The following is a 21690-nucleotide window of genomic DNA, read 5'->3' as shown; positions in this document are numbered from 1 at the left end:
GACCTAGTCCGTACGCAGCTTGCTGGCCAGGATGAGCTTGCCGCCCCGGACCTGGGCGATGATGAAGTTGTCGTACGTCAGCGAGTGATCGGCGGCGAAGCGGAGCGTTCCGGTGAAGGTGGTGAAGTTTTCGAGCCGCGGGAGGTTGTCGACGACCTTCGCGGGTGCCGTGTCCCCCGCCTGGCGCACTGCCTGCGCCAGCGCGCGGAGCGCGTCGTAGGCCTGCATGGCGTCGCGGCCCGGCTCCCGTCGGTAGCGGTCCTTGAAGCGGGCAGCCCAGTCCGCCGCTGCCGGGAGGAGTCGTGGGCTCGCGGCCATGGTGAGGTACGCGTCCTCGGCCGCCGCGCCGGCCGCCTGCAGAAACTCGGGGCTGTCCGACTCGGAGGAGGCCATGAAATGGCCGGCGTAGCCGGCCTGACGGAGTGCGCTCACCAGTCGTCCACCTGGTTCCGCAGGCCCCGTCCAGTAGACGAAGTCCGCCTTGGCAGCGGTGACGGTGCTGGCGAGCTTCGCGAGATCAGGACCCTTCGCTTCGGCGCTCTGCCTGCTCACCGGCAGGCCGTCTGCCTTGACCCGGTCGGTCACCAGGCCGGACAGCCGCTGTGCGGCCGGCGAGCCGTCATCGAGCACCGCCACCCGCTGCGGGCTGCGGTAGCCCATCCAGTGCACCGCGGCCAGCGCCTCCTGATAGACCGTCCCCTCCATCGGGAACACCGACGGCACCCCGGCCTCGATCAGCCGGTCGGCGCGGGCGGAGGAGACCAGGAACGGCGTGCCAGCCGCGGCCACGGCGTTCGCCGCCGCCACCGCCGCGTCCTCACACAGCCCGCCGACCACCCCCACGACCTTCTTGGCGGCCAGCCCACTCGCCCCCTGCTCGCCGGTCGCCGGCGCGCAGCCGCCGTCCTCGACGGCCACCTTCACCTGCCGCCCCAGCACCCCGCCCTGGTCGTTGAGCTCAGCGGCAGCCAGCTGCGCCCCGTCGACGAGGTCCTGCCCCCGCTCAGCCAGGTCGCCTGACAGCGGGGCCAGCACCCCGAACGTGATCTCGCCCCGCGTCCTCGGGGCGCCCCCGCCCTCGTCAGAGGCAAAGCACCCGGCGAGCAGACCGCTCACCACCAGCGCGGTCGCGCCCAGCGCGGCCACGCGCACGGCACCTCTGCGTCGCACCGTTCTACCTCCATGTCCGTCACCACCGAAAGCCGGCCCGGGCGCAGCGGGTCGCCACGCTCGGGCCGGTGCTCTCGCTCAGACGGTTACTTGTCGCACGAGTTCCAACAGATCTTGTCGTCCGGCGCGCCGGCCAGCTCGCCGTCGAACCGCAGGACGTCGACGCCCCGGTTGTAGTCCGCGACGTAGACCAGCCCGTTGTGCCAGTAGACGGCCGACGCCGAACCGCCGGTCACGCCCTGCCCCGACGGCACGCGGAAGTAGCCGACCTGGGTCGGGTTCCTCGGATCCGACACGTCGAGGAAGCGGGTGCCCTGCCCGTACCACCCCTGCGCCACGATGTTGCCGTTCACCGTGAACCAGTGCGCGGAGCAGCTACCGGTGGTGGACGACCCTTCCTTGCCCCACGGCGACCAGTGGCTGATCAGTTCCAGCCGGAACGGGTTCTCCGGCGTGGAGCGCCAACTCTCGCCGTCGTAGCTGCCCTTCAACGAGGCGATCTTGAACTCGCCCGCCTGCGCGCAGGACGTGACGTTCTCGTTGGTGATGTAGAGCAGTTCGCCCTTGCCGAAGGAGCCGACCTTCTCGGTGGGGTGGTAGGCGTTGTGGTCGAAGAAGTCGTAGAAGGCGGTGCCCGCCGGGTTGATGGGAGTGACGGTCCCGCCCGCGTACGGCACCGGGTCGTACGCCGTCGCGACGCGGTTGCGCTTCTGCACCGGGTCGTAGTGGTTGCCCTCGGTCCAGTAGCCGCGTACGCCACCCTCACCGGAGACCCAGGCGATGCCGTCCTTGTCGACGTCGACACTGTGCACGTAGTCGGTGACCCCGTCGAGCCGATCGAGGTCGACCGCCCGGTCGAAGGTGTACGGGTGCTTGATGTCGTGGATGTCGGTCACCCGCACCGGCACGCCGTTCCACGAGGGGTCGTGGCCTGGCGTCCCCGTGTTGGCCGGACCGACCGACCACAGGTACTTGCAGTCGTTGATGCAGGTGGACGTGTGCCCGGCCGGAATCGGGTGGAAGGTGACGATCTCCGGCTTCCACGGATTCTTGACATCGACGATGTAGACGCCGGACTGACCGGTCCTGACGGTGCCGCCGAAGCCGCGCGGGTCCCGAATGAGGAAGACCAACTTGCGCTTCGGGTCGACGGTCATGTTCTCGCCTTCCCAGAACCTGTCCTGGGTGTCCCCCGGCAGGCGCAGCTCGGCCGCCGTGATCTTCGAGACCAGGGCCGGGTGCTTGGGGTCCTCCAGCGACCAGACGGCGAGGCCGCCGGTGCCGTTGGCGAACATGAAGTCGTAGCCGTACTTGTCGTACTTGATGAAGTTCAGCGCCGAGTAGCCGCTGACTCCCCTGACGTTGTCGATGAACGTGACGTTCTTCGCGACGGCGGTCGTCGGCACGTTGTGGATGTCGTCGAGGACCGCGCCGCCATGGGCGGAGTTGTCCGACGGGCTCGATCCTGGCGGCTCGGCGGCGGATGCCGCGCCAGCTCCACCCAGCTGCACTGCCACAGCCGTCACCAGAGCGACGGCACCCGCCACGAGGGGCTTCGTTTTCACCATATTTCTCCCTTTGGCAGTTCTCCCTTGGCGACCCTCAGCTCAGCTTGGGCACCGCGCGGCCGAAGAGCGCACGTGGCACGACACTAAAGACGGCACAAGCAGGCCGTCATGGTGCAGTTGTCGAGAAGGTCGCGGTACGGCTCCGTCAATCGTCGTGATCATGCAGGGCAGCAGGTCAGCCCGGCCGTTGCCGCCGATGACACCGGCGCCGTCGTGGCCCCTCCCCTGGCCCAGCGATGCCGACCCGAGGTAGGGCCAGCAGCAAGGCGAGGTACTCCGCTTGATCCGTGACGGGTTGGCGTCACATGATGCGTGACACTCCGCCGAGTGCTGGTGGACGCGGCCACGGTTTCCTGTTGGAAGCGGAGAAGCGATATGGATTTCGCACTACCGGACAATCGGGTTCTGGGTTGGGCGGAGTACGGCGATCCGGCCGGTGTGCCCGTGGTGTACCTGCATGGCACGCCAGGTTCTCGGCTCAGCCGCCCAGAGGACGCGGCGTTGGTGGGCGTTCGCCTGATGACCGTGGACCGGCCTGGATACGGTCGGTCGACACCTGCGCGCCGGCCAACACTGCTCGGCGTCGCCGATGCGGTCGGTGCGCTGATGGCATCTCTGGGAATCGAGCGCTTCGGAGTGGTCGGGTTCTCCGGTGGCGCACCGTACGCGGTGGCCTGTGGTGCCCGGTTCCCGCAACGCCTTACCGGCGTCGTCGCCGCCGGTTTCACCGGCCCATACCGGGAGCTGCGGACGGTACGCGGCTGGCAGCGGCTTCAAGCTTGGACGGTTCGCAACATCCCGGGACTCGGCCGCCCCTACGTGACTCGCGCTGCCGCCTGGTACGCCGAAGATCCCCTCAAACAGCACCGAGAACTGCTTGCGACTGGCCAGGACACCTGGATGCAGCCAAATGAGGAGTCCAACCTCGAAGGCGCCCGCCAAGGCGCCGCCGGCCTGGTCAGCGACTGGCTGGCCACAGACATTCGTCCGTGGGGATTCCACCTTCGAGACGTGCCCTGCCGCGTCCTCATCTGGGCTGGTCGACGCGATCCCGGCAGAGCTGTTGCCGACGCGCCACTGATCGCCGCACGGATGCCCGACGCCGAGGTCCGCATCGGCGAGAACGCCGCTCACACACCGTCTCCTGCCCACTGGCGGGAAATGCTGACCTGGGTCAAGGGTGGCTAGGAGCCGGCAGGCACACCGAGGGCGATAGGGCCGCCACCCCGCCAAGCGATGAACGAACTCGCGTCCGGCTACACCGCTCCAGGAGCCTCACACCAACGAGAAGCCGCAGGTGAGGCGGGTGCGGTTGAGCGCCGTTGCGTGCTGTTGGACGCAGTTCCACGCCGTTCAGTGCACCCGACTGCTCCCCACGTGCTCCCGATCCCCGGCACGCGACCGCAGCGTCGCCCGGCGCCTTAGCGACCCCGACAGCCTTGTCGAGCTGGCGCCCCGACCGGCACAACGCTCGGATCGACTGGTTCTGCGGCCTCCCGATCGAGGCGCACATCACCGCAACCGGGACTCCCTTCGCAATCGATGGCCCTTCCGGACCCGACGCACCCGTCCGAACGCCGGCCGACCTCACCGACGAGAGCCGGACGAGGCAGCAGTTCCCGAGACTCACGGCCAACCTCGACCACAATCCGTGGATCGAGCGCCCATGGGAACGCGCAGCCAACTGAACACCGCGCTCAATCAGCGGCAGTGAGCGGATGTCTGCGGTGGTGATCGCGCCGAAGCACGTCGCTGACAGACTTCGCTCTGCCCTCAGCCCCCGCCTCGCAAGCGGTGCGTACGTCCGCCGGTCTAGGGTCCCTTGGGTGGTCATGAGCGCGCAGGACGTTGTGGGCGTAATCGAGTCAGACCCGGGAGCAATGAGGGTCCTTCGGGCTACGGCCGACCTTGGATTGCCGGACTGGTGGATCGGTGCCGGCTTCGTACGCAACCGCGTCTGGGACGCGATCAGCAACCTCCCGGTCTCGCCGGCGCGCGACGTGGATGTCGCCTACTTCGACCCGGAGGAGCTGGACCCACGCGAGGACGCACGCGCCGAAGCCCAAGCCATCGTGGCCCTGCCTGGGGTGCCGTGGGAGATTCGTAATCAAGCACGGATGCATCTGCGCAATGGCGATGAGCCCTACACGTCCGCCTTGGACGCGATATCGCGCTGGCCCGAAACGGCAACGTGCGTCGCGGTTACTCTGCGGGGTGACTCTGTTCGCCTGGTGTCCTGCCATGGGCTGGCTGACCTTGTGGGAATGGTTGTCCGCCCCTCTCCAGCCTTCAACAACGCAGCGGGCCGCGCAAAGGTACAGCGCCGCGTGGAGGTCAAGGGATGGCTCGACCGATGGGCCGGACTGCGGCTGGAGATCTAGCAGTCCCAGTGGAAGCTCTCCCGCGGACTCGGCATCGCCAACCTGCTGATCATCCACCGCCTCTCCGATCTCAAGGCCGTCGGCGACCTTGGGTCAGAGCCACGCGCCCTGGCGCGCGGCCTGCTCAGTGACTGCTCGACCAAGATCATCTACCAACAAGAGGCCAGCGAAGCCCCGCACACGGCAAGAGAGCTCGGGCTATCGATCGCTGAGCACAGGCAACTCCCGGATCGGCAACAAGGCGAAGGGCTCTGGCGCGTCGGGCAACGCGCCTTCGGCGTCCGGCACGTCGCCACCGACGAGGAACTCGGACTCTTTAAACCAAGTGCGCGAATACCGGCCAAAGCCGCAAACTCGGTAGCCGCGGTCAGAGCCTCCCCGGGATGATGTCCCGAGGAGGCTCTGACCTCTGCTGGAGGGCTGGTTCGGCTATCTCATAGGCGCGGGTCCTCCTGGACCTTCAGGGCGTTGAGGATCGGGTCGCGCTCACCAATCTCGCTGCGGAGCTCGACCTTCAGGTCGCCGCCGGTGTGCTTGACGGTGGCCGTGTTCACGTCCGCGGTCAGCGCACCCGCCTTCGCCTGTACGTCGTGGTCGTGGAGCACGGCCTTGCCGTCGACCAGCACATCGAAGGTACGCATGCCGGCCTTGACCTGCTCGATCTCCGCGAAGTCGAGGCCGATCTGGTACGTGCCGGCGGGCGCGTTCTTGAACACGTAGGCGAACGTCTTGCCGGTCCGCTGGGCGCGGAACAACGCGTCATCGTCGGTGCCGGCGATGTCCGCCTTGGTGGCGCGCACGACGCCTCCGACGTACCCCCACGCTCCTGAGCCCAGCGGCTGGTCGGGCGACCAGACGAAGCCGTCGGCACCCACGTGCCCGGACCCGCCCACGTCGACGCCCTGCCAGTAGGCAGAGGTCGCCAGACGGACCGGCGTGTAGAGGTTGTCGCCCTTGCCGGCGTTCGACGCCACGAGCACGTCACCGACGAGGACGCCGGGCTGGAACCCGGTGTTGTCGACGATCGCCGTGACCGTTGTGGACTCACCGACCGCGAGCTCGACCGTGCCGGTCGCGGCCTCACCCGTGAGCGTCAGCCACGGAAGGTCGGCAGCCTCGTGTCCGCCCTTGGTACGGAGTTGCTCGCTCAGCCGGACCTGCAGTGGCGCGGAGCCGGTGTTGGTCACGGTCACGTCGGCGCTGGCCGCCTCGTCGGAGCTGAGGAACCAGTCGAGGTCTGCTCCGGTGATGGTCGCGACGCCTGTGGTGAGCGCGGTGTCGACCACCTCGGCCTGGTCCTTCTTGGCGATGGTGACCGGGCGGCTGGCCGTGACGTAGTTCGGCGCCCAGATCTGCACGGTGTTCTCGCCGACCAGCGCCTGAGCCTTCCAGCGGCCCGCGGCGTCGGCCGTGATGACCCGGTCGCCAGTCGGCGACTTCAGCGTGACGACCGCACCGGGGATCGGCTTGCTGTCGTTCGCGTCGGTGACGGTGCCCTCGATCGTGCCCGCGGCCGGGAGGGTGTACTGCAGCCCCAGGCCGGCCGTGAGGACAGGCTGGTTGAAGGAGTACTGGGTCGCGGGGTTGCGCTTGAGGCTCTCCACGCCGACCGTGGCCGACGACCCGCGGGTCACGGGCTTCTCGCCGCCGATCCCGTCGCCGTACCCGATCTGGATCCGTCCGTCCGCGATCAGGGTGACCGAGAAGCTCACGCGGGCCGTCCGGTCACTGTAGAAGGTGACGTTGCGCCACTCGATGACCTGCGCTGCCAGCCCGTCCACCTCGGTCGTGCCCAGGTAGATGCCTCCCTGGGCGTCGACGATGAGGTCGTCCCAGAGCGGATAGATCGCGTCGATCGGGCTCCGCGACGGCAGTGCCGTGTTGTTCCCCAGCGTGCTGGCGCGGTCGAAGACCAACGAGCCGTTGGTGTTTACGCACACGCCGTCCCAGGACGTGTCGTAGAAGGGGAAGCGGAAGCTGGAGTCGAACCACAGCACTCCGCAGAGGTCGTCGCCGATCCAGCCGGAGTTCTCGGTGCCCTGGCGGTAGAGCCCGCTGGTCACCTTCAACGAGTACGAGCGACCAGCGGGAGCCACCGGCACCTCGCCCGGCTTCGGCTCCTCGGGCACGGGCTCCTGCTCAACCTGGTCTGCGCGCGGGTCGAGCGTCACGCGCAGCGCGGCGATGCTCGGGGCGCGCAGGCCCTTCGAACCCCGCAGCTCCACGGTCAGCGGACCGCCCTCGTGTTTCACGACGGCAGTACGCCAGTCGGCGGCGTTCGGCCCCACCGCCGCGGCCGCGTCGTAGGCGTACTCCGTCAGGGAGCCGTCCACAAGGACGTCGAACACCCGCTTCCCCTTGGCCACCTTCTCGATCTCGGCGAACCCGAGATCGATCGCGTAGGTGCCCTTGGGCGCGTCGGGGAACGTGTAGGTCAGGTCCTTGACCGGCGTGGTGCGCTGCGACTGGAACAGCTTGTCGTCCGTCGTGCCGTCGATCCCGGCCTGCGTGGAGGTGACCTTCGTCTTCCCGTCGTAGCCCCACGCCCCGTCGTCGGAGGCCTGGTCGGCGGACCAGGTGTAGCCAGAGCCGTCGGTGAACGAAGCCCCGCCGGCGTTGACGCCGACCTGGTACTTCGTGGTCGTGAGCGTCACCGGGACATAGGTCTTGGACTGCCGTCCGGAGTCGGACCTCACCACGATGTTCGCGCCGAGGACTCCTGGCTTGGCGTCCTTCGAGGAGACCGAGACCTTGACGGTCGTCGACTCACCCGGGGCCAGGGTGCCGCCGGTCGAGGAGAGCGACAGCCACGGCAGGTCGGTGAGCAGGTCGTCCTCGACGTCGACGAGCACGACGTCATCGGCGATCTGGTCGACGGCCCAGAGCGCGCCGGTCACGTCGGTGGCAAGGCCGCCGCCCTGTCGCGCCTTCATGCCTGGGAACCACCAGGCGTTGACGAGCTGACAGGTGCTGGGGTTGACCTGGATCAGCCGGGTCGGCCCGCTGCTGGCGAGATCGCTGTACCAGAGCGTGTTCGACGCGGGGTTGTAGGCCAGCCCCATCACCTCGGGCTTGGGCGCGGCGCAGTAGGAGAGGAACTCACCCGGGTTCTCCCACGAGGTGCCGGCGACGGTCCCGATGGAGCCGTTCTGGCGGCCGCCCACGTAGAAGACGTCGAGCGTCGGGTTGTAGGCGAGCCCGGTCAGCTGCACGGTGGACCACGTGCCCTTGATGACCCTGGTCTCCTTGCCGGTCTCCCGGTTGAAGCAGTGGATCACCGAGCGCGGGCTGTCCTCGATCTGGCACATGTCGCCGGTCCGAGTGTCGAGCTCCAGGTCGAACGCGCGGTAGGCGGGGTTCCAGGCGGCGTCGAAGACCTTGCCGGTCGGTTTGCCGGTCACCGTGTAGGCGGTGTTGGTCCTGGCGTCGTAGTCGTGGACCCAGACCTCGCCGTCGTACCCGACGCCGGCGGGCTCCTTCTCCTCGATCTTGCCCGGGATGGCGATCCGGGTGATGACGTCCCCGCCGGAGGTCGTGCCGATCTTGTCGGCGGCTCGCGCTGCAGCGGCATCGACCTTGGTGCTCGTGCCGTCGAAGGACGACGGCTGCATGCCCGTCGACGTCGTGTTCCAGGCGGTGAGGTCGATGGTGCTGTCGGCTCCCGTCCCGGTACGCTCGGTGGCTCCGGCCGTGTCGAGCTCCGGGTGGCGCCCCGCCTCGCCCAGGTCGTACTTCAGCGGTGCCGAGCCGGTGTTGGTCAGCGTGAGCGTGCCGACGCCCTTCTGATCGGTGCCCAGCACCGCGTCGAGGCCGTCGGCCTTCAGGCCGGCGACACCCGTGGTCAGACGTGCGTCGATCTTGGCCTTCGCGTAGAGCTTGTCGAGGGAGAAGGGGTATGCCGCGGTCGTGTAGTTCGGCGCGTCGACCGTCATGGTGTAGTCGCCGACCGGAAGCTGGCGATGCACGATGCCCGTCCCGTTGGTCGTGACGGCCTCGACGAGCCCATTCTTGTTCGTGAAAGAGACCTTGGCCCCGGCCACCGGCTGCCCGTCGTTCTGGTCGACGACGGTCGCGTCGAGGTACCCGAAGTCAGGCAGGTCGTAGGTGACGATCATCCCGTCGTGCAGCACCGGGGCGTTGTCGGAGAACCGGATACCGTCGACGCCGGCCCAGCCCTGTATGCCGGTGATGGCGCGGGTGCCGGCGGTCACCGGGTCGTCGGTGCCGATGCCGTGGCCGTACCCGAAGATCACGGTGCCGGAGCGGGTGAGGGTGGCCGAGAAGCTGACCGGCTGCGTGTACTCCGACCGGATCGGGTAGGCCCAGACCCGGACATCGCGGAACTCGACGACGAAGGCGTCCTCGCCGTTGACCTTGGTCGCCGCCGTGTAGACGCCACCGCCCGTGGTCTGGACGGGGGTCTGGACATAGAACGGGAAGGCGCCGGCACCGCCGGTGCCGGGACCGGTGGAGGCGTCCGGGGAGATCACGCCGCGCAGGCTGATATTCAGGGTGTCGTGGCTCCCGTTGTAGAGCGCGACCGGGAACGGCAGCTTCACCGTGGCCCAGACGCCGCTCGGGAACGCGACCGGGTCGGTGCCGCGCAGGTACTCGCCTTCGGAGACGGAGCAGGTGTAGCCGCCCTCGTCGACGACGAGCGCGACCGGGATCTCGGGCGACTCGTTCTGCGCGCCGACGGTCAGCGGGACGGTCGTGGGCGAGAAGCAGGCGTTGGGCTTGATGTTCAGCGTGTACCCGCCCTCGGGGACAGCGGCGATCGTGAATGCGCCGTTGGCATCCGTGCGTACCGCGGCCAGCGGCGTGTCCTTGACGGCGACGTCGGCGTTCGGGACGGGCTGCTTCTTGTCGTCGACGACCCTGCCGCTGATGTCGTAGCGCGCCGCGGCGGTGAGGGGAACCTCGAGCGAGGTGTTCCGGCCGAGGGTGATCGTGGCGCTCGCGGTCGCGGTCAGGTAGCCGAAGACCTTGGTGCTGATCTGGTAGTCGCCGACCGGAAGGTTCATCGAGAACCGGCCGTCCTTGTCGGTCCCGATCGACCGGCTGAACGGTCCGCTGATCGTCACCTCGGCGGCGGGGACCGGGGCACCGTTGGCGGTGACGATCCCGGTCAGGGTGCCGCCCTGGCGCGGCGCGAGCTCGAGCAGGCGGACGAGGTCGAGCCGGCCCTCGCCGTACTTGTTGTTGAAGGCGGCGGTGCCGCCGCACTCGGTGTCGTCGACGTCGACGGCGGACTCGGCGAGCAGGCGGCGGGTCTCCTCGACCTGCCCGATCAGGGTCGGGTCATAGCTCCACAGCGCCGCGACGGCGCCGGCGACGTGGGGGGCCGCCATCGAGGTGCCGGACATCTCGGTGTAGCTGTTGTTCGGGTAGGACGACCGGACGGTCACGCCGGGGGCGGAGATCTCGGGCTTGATCCGGCCGCCTTCACCCTCGCCCTTGCGGGAGAACGACGCGAGCGTGCCGTTCGACGCGTAGGCGCCGACGGAGTAGGCAGTCTCAGCGGAGCCGGGCGAGGAGACAGTGTCGCAGGCCGCGTACGGCGAGGTGTTGCCCGATGACCAGACGCTGAAGATGCCCGCGGCGCTCCAGGCCTCGTCGATGGCCTGGAAGAAGTCGTCGAAGTTGTGCTCCGCACTCTGGCCCCACGAGTTGTTGATGACGTGGGGGCGCTTGGAGACGTCCGGGTTGTTTCCGTGGACGTCGGTCGGGGCGAGCAGCCACCAGCCGGACTCGAGCAGCGATTCGGGGCCGTTCGACGCGCAGCACCCGTTCGTCGCGATCCACTGCGCGTCCGGGGCGACGCCGACGTGGTTGGTGCCGTCGTCACCGACCATGGTGCCCATGGTGTGCGTGCCGTGTCCGTTGTCGTCGCACGGCGCGCCCGCGCACGTGCCCCGGGTGGCCATCCAGTTGTAGTCGTGGTTGAACGTGCCGTCGCCCTTGTTGCCGCGGTAGGAGTCCACCAGCGCCGGATGGTCGAACTGGACACCTGAGTCGAGGTTGGACACGGTGATGCCCGCACCGGTGGCGCCCATGGCCCAGGCTTGGGGGGCGTGGATGGCGTCCAGACCCCACGAGACGGTGTCCGCCTCGGCGGCGGCCGCCGGGGCTGCGGGGCGGATGGCCTGGTCAGCCGGGCTCTTCTCGTCCACGGGCTCGACCAGCGCGACCTGCGGCGTCGCGTGGATCTCGGCGACCTGCCGCACCGAGGCCACGTCGAGGGCGAGTTTCTCGGTGCCGCCCTTGACGAGCACAGCGTTGGCGATCGGGTAGGAGGTGTATTTGACGCCTGCCCCGTCGAGTTCGGTGGAGACGGATGCCACGGAGTCCTTCGCCGCTGCGGTCAGCGCGTCGTAGACGAACTGACCGCGAGTGGTCCAATCGGCGATCTTCTTCGCCGGCGCGAGGTCGGCCTTGGTGTCGAACGTGATCCAGAAGTCGGAGACCGGCTCCGTGTGGAAGCGGTCCTTCAGGTCCGGCGCGATCTTGCTGGCGGCCGCACCGGGATCCGGCTCAGCGGCCGACGCCGCCGATGGTGGCGGGATCATGCTCAGGCCGACCGCTACGGCCACCGAAGCGACGAGGGCTTTGGGTCTCATGTGGGGGGTCCTCCGACCTACAGGGGTTGGTAGGGGTCGTGGCTCTTGTGGTCGCCGGCATCGCCGGCATCGCCGGCATCGCGGGCGTCGCGGCCATCGCCAGCGTCGCGGAAGTCGCGGGCGCTGACGCGCGGCCCGCGCGACAGCTCGAGTGGTGGCTGGTGCTCGCTGACGGAGTCGTCACGCGCGATAGGTCGCTCAGGCATGCACTGCCCTATGTCCATGGATCATGGAGCCATGCTCGGGGGGACGAGCGACCTTAGCTATCCAGCGGATACGTCAATTTTCACGACGGGCCGTCGAGGGAATCCTCTTCTGCGAACACTCCGGCCTCTACCGCCTTGACCGCGAGCGCGGTCCGGGAGGACACCTTCAACTTGCGCATCGCCGCACGCAGCTGTTGATCCACCGTGGCCGGCGACTTGGCCAGAATCCGGCTGATCTCCCGGTTCGTCTTGCCGGCGACAACCAGTCGGACCACGTCGAGCTCACGAGGTGAGAGCCGGTCGCCGTACCCCCGTCGACCGCCGCGCCACAATCGCGGAACCTCGGCGCCGTGTTCGCGAAGCCGCTGTGCGACACGGTCTGCATCGCCGCGGGCTCCGAGCCTGAACAGTTGCTCGTACTGTGCGGCCAGCAGCTCACGGCCCTGTTCGATCTGACCTTGCGCCATGAGCGCCTCGGCTTGACGCTCGCGGGCGAGCATGGCCTCGTAGGGGCGCGGCAACGCGCTCCAGGCGCGCGCCGCCCGGTCGTATGCCGTCGCCGCGCGAGCGTGGTCTCCGGCTGCGGCGACCAGCAGGGCACGGCATACGGTGAGCGCCGCGCGAGGCGCAGGCGCCGTACGGCCACGCAGTCCTCTGGCGAACTGGTCGCCCAGGCGTGTCGCGGCCTCAAGGTCGCCCGCGGCGAGGTGCGCCTCGATCCGGGCGGGGACGAGGTCCGTCGCCCAGACCCAGATGCCTTTTCTCCGGACTGTGTCCAGCGGCTCGTTCGTGATCTGCAGCGCCCGGCCGCTGTTTCCGTCCGTCAGCCACAGTCTGGCCAGCGCAGCGGCGGCCTCCATCGTGTCGTCCGCTGCGCCGAGACGGGCAGACTCCTCGAGGACCAGCCGGAACTGCTCCTCCGCAGCGCGCCGCCGTCCGGCCGCGGCTGCCAGCCGGGCCGCGAGCCGAATGCTGCCGAGGTAGAGCGCCGGCCGGTCTCGGTCGGCATCGGCGAGTGCCGCGCTTCGCTCCGCGAGACCCTCCCACCGGCCGGTGAGCCACGCCAGGTTGGCCTGTTCGAGTCGGACGTTGTATTGCAACCGGGACGCCTGCTCGGCCTCGGCAAGGCGCATGGCCACGACAAGATGTGCCTCCGCCTCGGCGTACCGGCCCCAGATCAGTGCGCCGGTCCCGACATTTGCGTGGATGCGGGCCACGTCGAGACGCTCCGCCGAGGTCGCACCGTCGATGGGCAGGTCGGCGACGACGTCCCAGGCCTCCTCTTCGCCGAGCATGAGCAACGCAGCGGCACGGTTGCCGGCCAGGTTCAGCCGCTCTGCGGGTGAATCGAATTCGGCGGTGAGCTCAGCGGCGCGATCCAGCCAACGCCGATGAGTCGATGCCGGCCACGGTCCCGCATAGGCCCATCCAAGATAGGTCATCGCCCGAGCCGCCTCGACCGGATCATGGTCGAGGTTGGCCACCGCCTGCTCGAGCTCGCTGAGTGCGGCCTGCGCCTCACCCCCGGTGATCAGGAGCCGACCCAGGGGGTTGCGGATCTCGGCCTGCTGGCGTGCGGAGAGACCGGGGGTCTCCAGCACCGAGCGCAAGGTACGAATCACGCGGTGGTAGACCTCGTCGACCGGTTCACGACGGCCCAGTGCGGCTACTCCGGCGATGCGCGCGACTCGTGCCCGATCCGACGGCGGCAGCTCGGACCACGACAACAGATCGACCAGCAAGGCGACCGCCTTGGTGTGGTCACCCGAGGCCATGGCCAGCTCGGCGCCCTGCTCGGCGTACCGCGCCCAGGACTCCGTCTCGCCCGCCTCACGGAAGTGGCGGGCAAGGCGTGCGACAGGCGGCGGATGGATGTCCTCCAACGCCCGGCCGGCCAGCAGGTGGAAGTGTCTGCGATCGGTCAACGGGATCGCTTCGTAGACAGCCGTGGCGGCCAGCACATGCCGGAATCGCCACTGGCCGCGGTCGTCTCCGTCCAGGACGCCGGCATCGGCCGCCTCCGCGATAGCGCCTCGACACGCATCGGGTGACAGACCGGCGGTCACCGCGATCGTGGCCACCGATGACCGCTCAGCCAACGTCGCCGCAGCTCGCAACACCTGCTGCGCCGTCGCCGACAGACGGCCCACCCGCTCCCGGGTGGAGTCGCGTACCGTTGGCGGCACCTGTAGCTCGCGCAGCTTCAGCCGGACCCACTGCCCGTCGCGGAAGACAAGGTCGGCACGGTCGCACATGAGGCGAACCGACTCCTCCAGCGCCAGCGGAACGCCACCGGTCCGCTCGTGCATGAACGTCGTGAACTCCTGCGATATCGGGTTGCCGTCCAGCATCGAGGACACCAGCGCTGCCGTGTCGTTGGGTCGCATCGGCGCCAGGGCGATCCTCAGCTGGGTCACGCCAGCAGGCAGCCGGGACGTCAGCCGCAGCAACAGCGATCCGGCGTCCACCTCCTCCGGCCGATAGGAGATCACGAGGCTTGGCCCGTCCGACTGCTGTCGGGAGGTGACGAACAGCAGGAACTCCAAGGTCACCTCGTCGGCCCAGTGAGCGTCCTCGAGCACGAGAACGTCGACCCGCAGAGCCCGGAGCATCTCGTCCAGGGCGCGGAACAGGCGATGCCGTGCCGCCTTCGCATCGCCCAAGGGCTCCAATGCGGGCGGCAGGTCCGAGGACCATTCAGGGAACAGGGGCCGTAACGCACCCGCAAGATCGGTGAGCCGCAATCGCGACGCCGGCCGGTCGATCCCACGGAACGCGTCGACGATCGGCCCCAACGTCAGCGACTCTCGAAGCGGTGGGCACACCGAGACCAGGGCAGTGCGCTGGTGCGGCGTGGCCAACCACTCTCGCAGCAGTCGGCTCTTCCCGATCCCCGCCTCGCCCTCTACCAGCACGATCGCCGGTGGCCGGGCCAAGGCGCCCCGGAGCGCCGCCATCTCCCGATCACGACCCACGAAATCCGGCGTAGAAACCGTCGGTGAAGTCCCGTCGGGCGAGGGGTCGAGCATGCGTGATGATCTCGCTTTTCGCTGCTCGGGCGCAAGTACCATCGCGGCGACTCGCGTTGCGGGATCCTCAGCCGAAGTGAGCGATGTCCATCGATGATGGTGACGGCGCACTGCGCCCAGGGTGACCCTCTGGAGACGTGAGGTCAACGGTCATCGGGATATGGCTCTGGCTCGAACTTCGGATGCTGTTGGTGATCTTGGTTGCGTGATCGGTCTGAGCGCGTCGTTGCTCGAGCCGGAGGCAGCTCGATGCTGGAATAGCGCGATGTCGATGGGCCGTGGTTCGGGTTCGGTTGTTCCGGTGGAGACGGCACGGGTGGCGTGGGCGGCGAGCCCGAAGGGCACACCGGCAATGTTGATGCGGGATCGGTTGCAGGACCTGTTCGTCGACGAGGACTTCGGCGACTGGTTTCCGGCCGACGGGCGGCGTGGTGTGTCGCCGGCCCGGTTGGCGTTGGTGTCGGTGTTGCAGTACGCGGAGAACCTCACCGATCGGCAGGCGGCTCGGGCGGTGGCGTGCAGGATCGACTGGAAGTACGCATTGGGGATGGAGCTGACCGAGCCCGGGTTCGATCATTCGGTGCTCAGTGAGTTCCGGGACCGGCTTGCCGAGGGTGACCGTGCTGATCGGCTTCTTGGGGTGATGGTCGATCGGCTGGCGGAGGCGGGGCTGGTGCGGGCTCGGGGCTGGCAGCGTACGGACTCCACGCATGTGCTCGCGGCGGTGCGTCGGCTCAGTCGGGTGGAGCTGGTCGCGGAGACGATGCGCGCCGCGCTGGAGGCCCTGGCCAAGCTGGACGAGGTGTGGCTGGCGAGCGTCATGCCGACGGACTGGGTCGAGCGTTACGGCCGATCGGCGTGTCACGAGCGTCAGCCGACTGGTGCGGCTGCGATACGGCAGTACGTCGAACAGGTCGGCGCTGACGGCATCGCCTTGCTGCGGGCAGTCTACGGCTCGACGGCGCCCGCGGCCGGGCCGGGTGTGGGCGCCGTCGAGGTGCTGCGTCAGGTCTGGGTCCAGCAGTACTGGTATGACGAGTCCGGACAACTGCGGTGGCGGGAAGCGAAATTGTCCCGAGCTCGCAAGAGCCGGGAGGGCACCACGCGGCGGCGTTCCAGCGGCACGATGGCCGATGACGATGCGGAGCCCGCTCGAGTGCCGTGGTCTCGCGTGGAGGTCGTGTCGCCGCATGATCCGCAGGCGCGGTTCAGCCACAAGCCGGGCAAGGTCGAATGGGTTGGCTACAAGGATCACCAGACCGAGACCTGTGACGAGGAGCGACCGAACCTGATCGTGCACGTCGTGACAACCTCGGCGCCGGAGCAGGACGTCAACGTCGTCGAGGCGATCCATACCGCGCTGGCCGAGCAGCGCATCACGCCGGCGGAGCACCTCCTCGACAGCGGCTACGTCACGCCCGAAACGGTGCACCGGGCGTCGACCGCTCACGGGATAACCGTTGTCGGGCCGGTCCGCCAGGACCCGCGCGCCGTCGAACGGCCCAGCTTCGCCAAGGAAGACTTCCACGTCGACTGGCAGGCCGAAACCATGACGTGTCCGCAAGGAACGGTCAGCCCGCGGTGGAAACCTACGATGGCGGACGGTAAGCCGCGACTGTCGGTGCTATTCCGGCGGGCGGACTGCCGCAACTGCACGGTCAGGCAGCAATGTACCGGCAACGTGGACGGCAAAGGTCGACACCTGCTCCTACTACCCGAACCGCTGCAGAAGATCCAAACCCGGGCTCGATCGCAACAGCAGACCCTCGAGTGGAAACGGCGCTACGCCCTCCGCGCCGGGTGCGAGGCCACCGTCTCAGAAACCGTCCACGCGCACGGCCTACGCCGCTGCCGGTACCGCGGGCTCGCAAAGACCCACGTCCAACACGTCCTCACCGCCGCCGGCACCAACATTGTCCGACTCGCTCAACACCGGCCCAACCAACGCCGACGACCACGAAGCCGTCTGCAAGAACTCTTCCGCTCAGCGACTGACGACTGACGACTGACACCAAGATCACCAACAGCATCAACTTCGTGATCCCTGCGCCGGAAGACTATTCGGCGAGGATGACGCGGCGCGTGATCGCCAAGGTGGTGGAGAGTGCCACCGGCCGGGCCACGTTCCCCGAGGTCAGGATCGCGAGCCGGTTGCCAATGCTCCCAATTCAAGGGACAAAACGCGAAGCCCGTTACAGGTGGTTCCGGCGACGGGCTCGCTACCTGCGAATACTTACGGTGGGCGATACTGGGATCGAACCAGTGACCTCTTCGGTGTGAACGTCGATCTCGCCTGTCGCCAGTTCACAGCCGATACCACGTGATGTCGTCGCGCGCCCTCCAGCCGCCGCCGGAGGTCGCCCCGTGATGGATGACGCCAGCCCTCTTGCTGACTTCTTACTGACACAGCGATCGAGGGCTCTGGCCACGACCGGCTTAGGCAATGCTGCTGCCAGACGCTGGCACCCCGGTGGGGAACCGGGCTGCCCGGCGGATCACCGTCGGTGGCACGACACAGGCTTGTCGCGCGATTCTTATCCAACGACCGCCAAGAAATCCGAGTAGAACAGGCCCAGGCCGACCGCCACGCAGACGCCGGCCACGATCCAAAACCGGACCACAATATTGACCTCGCTCCATCCGGCCAACTCGAAGTGGTGGTGCAACGGCACCATCCGGAAGACACGTCTACCGGTGGTCCGGAACGAGACGATCTGGATCACCCAGGTCGTCGTGATGATGACGAAGAGCCCGCCGATCATGATCGAAAGCAGCGTGGTGCGGGTTGCCACCGCGAGCCCGCCGATCAGGCCGCCGAGCCCGAGCGAGCCCACGTCACCCATGAAGATCCGCGCCGGGGACGTGTTCCACCACAGGAAGCCCACGCAGGCGGCGGCCGCCGCCGCCGCGATCATGGCGATCTCCAGGGGGTCCCGGACCTGGTAGCAGTAGTCGTTCACGCGGGCGTACGCGTCGTCGGCGCACCAGTGCCGGTACTGCCAGAAGCCGATCAGCGCGTACGCGCCGAGCACCAGGATCGACGCGCCGGTGGCCAGGCCGTCGAGGCCGTCGGTGAGGTTCACGCCGTTCGACATCGCCATGATCACGAAGACGAAGACCATGACCGCGCCGACCTTGCCGACGTTCAGCCAGCTGATGTCGCGGATGAGCGAGATGTGCTCGCTGGCCACGGTCTGGCCGTTGGTGCTCGGCACGTAGAGCGCGGCGATGCCGAACCCGCCGCCGACGATCGCCTGGCCGAGCAGCTTGCCTTTGGCGGACAGTCCGTCGGAGTTGCGCCGGCGCACCTTGAGGAAGTCGTCGAAGAAGCCGACCGCGCCGCAGAAGACGAACAGCCCGAGCAGCACCAGGGCCGTCATGGTCGGCCCCTCCTGTGCGATCTGCCGCTCGGGCAGGGTGATCAGGGCAAGGTGCCCGGCGACGTAGGCGAAGACGGTCGCCACGATGAAGACGACGCCGCCCATCGTGGGCGTGCCCTTCTTGCCCTGGTTGCTGGCGAGCCCGATGGATCGGATCGGCTGGCCGGCCTTGAGCGCGGTGAAGACGCGAATCGCCACCGGTGTGCCGAACAGGGAGATGATGAACGCGACCGCGGCCGCGACGATGACCGCCCTCACGGGCGAAGCTCCACGAGATCCGGATTTCTCACGGCGTCCCCACCGAGCTTCCAGATCAGCGTCTGACGTATCGACCTGAGCTGGCCGTGCAGATAGTCCTTAGCGAAATCATCGATCACGAGACACGAGCTTGCCATCCGACGGCGAGCGGAGCAGCCCTGGACCTCACAGCGCCGTGGTTCGTAACTCGTTGACACGAATCCGATTCTCCGGGCGGCCGTCCGCGACCGGCTGATCGGCGCCAATCCGTGCGAGGGCGTGAAGGTGCCATCGCGGCGGAAGAAGGACACCGATGGACATGTCCTGACCCGCGCTGACCTGATCGGCCGACTCCTACCGGCGGTCCCGGATCGATACCGTGCCCTGGTCGCGTTGGCCGGCGGTACCGGCCTGCGGTGGGGCGAGTGCACTGAGCTCCGCTGGGAATCGCTCGACCTGACCACGAAGACGGTGGAGGTCGTCCGGGTCGCCGTCGAGGTTGCGGGCACGGTCACGATCAAGCCCTACCCGAAGTCACGGGCGGATCGGCGTACCGTCCCGGTGCCGGACTTCGCGGTTGACCTGCTGGCGGCGCATCCAGTGTTCGATCATCTCGCGTATGCCGTCGATCGGGCCCCATCTTCGACTGCCAAGACCAAGCGATCAATACTCACGGTCACATCACCCCCAGGACTTCGGCACCTCCCAGACGGTCGGTTGGAAGGTGCTTTGATCTGCACCCTCAGCCTCCCCGACGGGGCGGTTGACCAGGGGTAGCGGTAGCTCTCTGTGCCGGGCGGTCCGCGCAAGCTCCGTTGTTGCCTGACGAACCGAACGGGCACGCGTCGGACACGCGATGGCTGCCGTCAGGTGCGGGTCTACCGTTGCCGCCGCGTTGTGAGGTCGCGCCGCAAGAGTTCGAGGAAGTAGGCGCAAGCCTCACCCTCTGTCCGGAAGACTCGGAGGCTGCCCTTCACCCCGCGTTCGGAGTAATACACCTCCCAACCCGCCGGGCCGAGGTCGAGCACGTAGCATTCGTTGGCTCCGATGCCGCCGGGCAGCCGGTAGCTGTCGGGCGCGAAGCCCTCACGTGGAAGGACGATCTCCAAGTCTGCTCGCGTCAGGTCGTCCACGAACTCATCATGCCCAACGTCCGACTAACCAGATAGTTGGCCCTGCCCAGACCTCTTCGGTATGAACGCCGTTGCGTCGCATTGCCTGCTGCCATCGGCTGTCGTCCCGTGTGGTTCAGCTCGGCTACCACCCCGTCTGCTGTCGTCACGTCTCGCCTTGAGCGGGCACGATCGATGCCTTCTCGCTGCTTTCAGCCGCTCTCGATTCTCGAGTAGGTGCATCACTCCGCTGCTGGCAGGGTCGGGTGGTCGGTGGGATAGACGCCGATCGCGAACCCGTACATGGTTTCGCCGGACCTCGGCATCCGGTCGAACTCATCAACCAGTTCCGCCATCCGCTCCCAGAACTGAGAGGCCTGATCCTCCGAGATCCGCGCATGCCGGATGAAACCCCAAAGCTTTCCCTGCTCGAACGCCTTCGCGGACTCGCGTGCAGCCACCTCGAAGTCGTTGAAGTCGACCGGCATCTGTTCGCCAGCAGGTGATGGCTCCGCTGCCACGTAGAACATGCGCGCGGTGCGCCCGTAGAAGCGCTCCTCGATCGCCCGCACCTTCCGCGTGCGCACCACCTGGAGCAGGCCGTTGCGGGTGAGCACGTCCACGTGGTGCGCGACCGTGCTCTTGGGGCGCTCGACCGCCTCCGCTAACTCGGTCACGGTCGCGGCCCGCTCGTGGAGGAGCTGCAGGATCGCGGTGCGGAGCGGGTGGCCGATGGCCTTCACCTGGTCCGGTCTGGTCAGCGCCATCCGATCGGCTAGCTCGTAGTCGGGGGGGTTGTCGGCCATGGCATAACAGACTAGCATCGCGGAACGTTCCAGAAATCTCGATCGTTCGCAAGGAGTTCAACGCCGTGACCGACGTGCTGCTGTACCACCACATCCAAGGCCTGACCGACGGGGTCCGGAGCTTCGCCGACAGCCTGCGACAGGCCGGGCACACCGTGCACACGCCGGACCTGTTCGACGGCCGCACGTTCGGCAGCATCGAGGAGGGTTTCGGATTCGCACGCGATACGGGGTTCGACGCGATCCGGGAGCGCGGCATCGCCGCAGCCGACGAACTCGGCCCCGAACTGGTCTACGGCGGATTCTCCTTCGGCGTGACGATCGCCCAGCGGCTCGCGCAGACCCGGCCCGGTGCCCGCGGGGCACTGCTCATGTACTCCTGCCTCCCGGTCGCGGAATTCGGAGAGGCGTGGCCCGAGGGCGTGCCGGTGCAGATCCACGGCAAGGAGGGCGACGAGTTCTTCGACGAGGACCTGCCGGCCGCACGCGAGCTCGCCGGCTCCACGGCGAACGCCGAGCTGTTCGTCTATCCCGGCGACCAGCACCTCTTCGCCGACTCCTCGCTCGACGCGTACGACCCGGAGGCGTCCGCGCTGCTCATGGAGCGGGTGCGGACATTCCTCGCCTCCGTCTGACCGGCGTGGCCTAACTAGCTGACCATTGGTCGTCGTTGGTCCACGATCAGCCTCCGGCGGCTTGGTGACGGCTTGGACCTGGTCCTCGTCGACCCACCCGGAGCCGGCGCACCCGGGCCTCCACCGCTGCCCTCCTTCCGGCCCGCTGCTGTCGGCAGCAAGGCCCGGCGCCCTACGGCAACTGCAGTTCGGTGATGGTTTCCCAAACGGCCCATGGGAAGACCGCCAACAGCAGCAGGCCACTGCCGTAGAGCCTCCACATGCTCACCGGGTGGCTGTCGCGGCGCAAGGATCGCACATCCCACAGATTCAGCAAGAACACCGAAGCGATGAACGCGACCGCGATCCACACCCAAAGTAGGGACTCGTCCATGGCCTGCGATTGTTCCGTCGGTTGCGCTCCAGAGCCAGCTCTGTCACTTGCCGGAGCCTCCGAGCGGTGACGGGAACACGCACTGTCAGACCCGAAAATCCAACGGTGAGTGGGCAGGCGGCAGCCCCCGGCGCAGCGCAGCGGAGCCGGGTTTGGGTGGGTGGGGTCAGGCG

At 68.1% G+C, this 21690-nt stretch carries 12 protein-coding genes; 4 read left to right on the top strand and 8 right to left on the bottom strand.

All coding sequences use genetic code 11. From position 1 onward, the window contains the following. Window positions 1–3 precede the first annotated feature (3 nt). A complete protein-coding gene (locus tag ACGF4F_RS35305; protein ID WP_393084609.1) occupies window positions 4–1170 on the bottom strand; it encodes a branched-chain amino acid ABC transporter substrate-binding protein in 1167 nt (388 codons plus the stop codon). An 86-nt stretch (window positions 1171–1256) separates the two neighbouring features. Continuing rightward, the gene (locus ACGF4F_RS35300; RefSeq protein WP_357444962.1) at window positions 1257–2696 is read right to left on the bottom strand and encodes a hypothetical protein; all 1440 of its coding nucleotides are present in this window, start codon (window positions 2694–2696) and stop codon (window positions 1257–1259) included. Window positions 2697–3065: 369 nt separating this feature from the next. On the opposite strand from ACGF4F_RS35300, the gene ACGF4F_RS35295 reads away from it, so the two are divergent. Both ACGF4F_RS35295 and ACGF4F_RS35290 read left to right on the top strand, forming a co-directional pair. Beyond that, window positions 3066–3926 carry an alpha/beta fold hydrolase gene (locus ACGF4F_RS35295; protein ID WP_393084605.1) on the top strand — a complete coding sequence of 287 codons (861 nt, stop codon included), beginning with the start codon at window positions 3066–3068 and terminating at the stop codon, window positions 3924–3926. A 644-nt stretch (window positions 3927–4570) separates the two neighbouring features. After that, window positions 4571–5119, top strand: a complete 549-nt coding sequence (locus tag ACGF4F_RS35290; protein WP_393084651.1) for a nucleotidyltransferase family protein — start codon at window positions 4571–4573, stop codon at window positions 5117–5119. A 434-nt stretch (window positions 5120–5553) separates the two neighbouring features. Here ACGF4F_RS35290 and ACGF4F_RS35285 read toward each other — a convergent pair whose 3' ends face one another. Together ACGF4F_RS35285 and ACGF4F_RS35280 are read right to left on the bottom strand one after the other, a co-directional pair. Next, window positions 5554–11739, bottom strand: coding sequence for a S8 family serine peptidase (locus tag ACGF4F_RS35285; protein WP_393084602.1), 6186 nt, complete (start codon window positions 11737–11739; stop codon window positions 5554–5556). 286 nt (window positions 11740–12025) lie between these two features. After that, complete coding sequence (locus ACGF4F_RS35280; RefSeq protein ID WP_357444858.1) at window positions 12026–14974, bottom strand: AAA family ATPase; 2949 nt, start codon at window positions 14972–14974, stop codon at window positions 12026–12028. Window positions 14975–15179: 205 nt separating this feature from the next. Here ACGF4F_RS35280 and ACGF4F_RS35275 point away from each other — a divergent pair, with 205 nt between their 5' ends. Beyond that, window positions 15180–16976, top strand: a complete 1797-nt coding sequence (locus ACGF4F_RS35275) for an IS1182 family transposase (protein WP_393084599.1) — start codon at window positions 15180–15182, stop codon at window positions 16974–16976. Between the two features lie 532 nt (window positions 16977–17508). Here ACGF4F_RS35275 and mraY read toward each other — a convergent pair. The 3 genes from mraY to ACGF4F_RS35260 form a co-directional block, all read right to left on the bottom strand. Further along, window positions 17509–18612, bottom strand: a complete 1104-nt coding sequence (mraY, locus tag ACGF4F_RS35270; RefSeq protein ID WP_393084596.1) for a phospho-N-acetylmuramoyl-pentapeptide-transferase — start codon at window positions 18610–18612, stop codon at window positions 17509–17511. 857 nt (window positions 18613–19469) lie between these two features. After that, window positions 19470–19724, bottom strand: coding sequence for a hypothetical protein (locus ACGF4F_RS35265; RefSeq protein ID WP_357444846.1), 255 nt, complete (start codon window positions 19722–19724; stop codon window positions 19470–19472). 221 nt (window positions 19725–19945) lie between these two features. Further along, window positions 19946–20509: a winged helix-turn-helix domain-containing protein gene (locus ACGF4F_RS35260; protein WP_357444843.1), complete on the bottom strand. Its 564-nt coding sequence runs from the start codon at window positions 20507–20509 to the stop codon at window positions 19946–19948. A 65-nt stretch (window positions 20510–20574) separates the two neighbouring features. Here ACGF4F_RS35260 and ACGF4F_RS35255 point away from each other — a divergent pair, with 65 nt between their 5' ends. Beyond that, window positions 20575–21144, top strand: a complete 570-nt coding sequence (locus ACGF4F_RS35255; RefSeq protein ID WP_357444840.1) for a dienelactone hydrolase family protein — start codon at window positions 20575–20577, stop codon at window positions 21142–21144. 172 nt (window positions 21145–21316) lie between these two features. Here the strand turns inward: ACGF4F_RS35255 and ACGF4F_RS35250 are convergent, their stop codons facing one another. Continuing rightward, a complete protein-coding gene (locus ACGF4F_RS35250; protein ID WP_357444837.1) occupies window positions 21317–21517 on the bottom strand; it encodes a hypothetical protein in 201 nt (66 codons plus the stop codon). Window positions 21518–21690 lie beyond the last annotated feature (173 nt).

The organism is Micromonospora sp. NPDC047740 (assembly GCF_043204735.1).
GTDB lineage: Bacteria > Actinomycetota > Actinomycetes > Mycobacteriales > Micromonosporaceae > Micromonospora.
Note: the sequence above shows the minus strand (reverse complement) of the source record. Positions and strands in the feature narration are given on the sequence as shown.

Excerpts from the sequence above, each read along its gene's own strand:
- ACGF4F_RS35260 (WP_357444843.1), bottom strand. The coding sequence starts at position 20,509 with ATGGCCGACAACCCCCCCGACTACGAGCTAGCCGATCGGATGGCGCTG.
- ACGF4F_RS35285 (WP_393084602.1), bottom strand. The coding sequence starts at position 11,739 with ATGAGACCCAAAGCCCTCGTCGCTTCGGTGGCCGTAGCGGTCGGCCTG.
- ACGF4F_RS35280 (WP_357444858.1), bottom strand. The coding sequence starts at position 14,974 with ATGCTCGACCCCTCGCCCGACGGGACTTCACCGACGGTTTCTACGCCG.
- ACGF4F_RS35250 (WP_357444837.1), bottom strand. The coding sequence starts at position 21,517 with ATGGACGAGTCCCTACTTTGGGTGTGGATCGCGGTCGCGTTCATCGCT.
- ACGF4F_RS35290 (WP_393084651.1), top strand. The coding sequence starts at position 4,571 with ATGAGCGCGCAGGACGTTGTGGGCGTAATCGAGTCAGACCCGGGAGCA.